The 884-nt window shown below is 66.5% G+C and carries 1 protein-coding gene; it reads left to right on the top strand.

Annotated features, from left to right (window positions below):
- Window positions 1–884 (top strand): type VI secretion system tip protein TssI/VgrG (gene tssI / locus AS93_RS0118400; protein WP_027591931.1); only part of this gene is annotated, 884 nt, incomplete at both ends.

The following is an 884-nucleotide window of genomic DNA, read 5'->3' as shown; positions in this document are numbered from 1 at the left end:
CGCTCGGGCCGCAAGCATCTGTACCGCGCGACCCTGCGCCCGGGCCTGTGGTACGCCACCCGCCGCACCGACTACCGCATCTTCCAGAAGATGTCCGTCGTCGACATCGTCAAGGACGTGCTCGGCGCCTACCCCTTTGCGGTCAAGTGGCTCACCGCCGGCAGCTACTCGCCCTGGAACTACTGCGTCCAATACCGCGAGACCGACGCCAACTTCGTGATGCGAATGCTCGAACAGGAGGGCCTGTGGTTCTGGTTCGAGCACGCCGCCGGTGAGCACACCCTGGTCATCACCGACCACATCGGGCTGGCCTCGCCGTTTCCGAACTACGAGAACATCGAGTTCTATCCGCACGACGTCACCGTACCCGACAAGGATCACCTGAACTTCTGGGCCGATGCCGGCCAGGTGACCTCGGGCAAGTACGTGGCGCGCGACTACAACTTCATCATGCCGTCGACGGATCTGACGACAGACGATCTGCTGCCGGGTTCGCACCCGCATGCGAACTACGAGATCTTCGACTTCCCCGGCGAGTACGAGAACCTCGGCGAGGGTCTGCCCTTCGCCAAGGTGCGCATGGAGGAACTACACGCCGGCCACCTGCGCGCCGCCTGCGAAGGCCGCGCCCGCGGTGTCGCCCCCGGTCGGCTGTTCAACCTCAGCAAGCACGCCGTCGGCCGCTACAACCGCGAGTACCTCGTACTGGCCTGCGACTACCAGTTCAGCGACAACGACTACGACGCCGCGGGTGGATCGAGCGCGGTCGAGACGCACATCAGCGCCGAGGTCCATCCCACCGACCAGCCCTACCGCCCGGCGCGACGCACGCCCAAGCCGCTGAGCAGCGGCCCGGACAGCGCGGTGGTGACGGGCCCGGCCGG

Source organism: Pseudomonas sp. RL, assembly GCF_000647775.1.
Classification (GTDB): domain Bacteria; phylum Pseudomonadota; class Gammaproteobacteria; order Pseudomonadales; family Pseudomonadaceae; genus Serpens; species Serpens flexibilis.
This window is presented reverse-complemented; position numbering and strand designations above follow the sequence as displayed.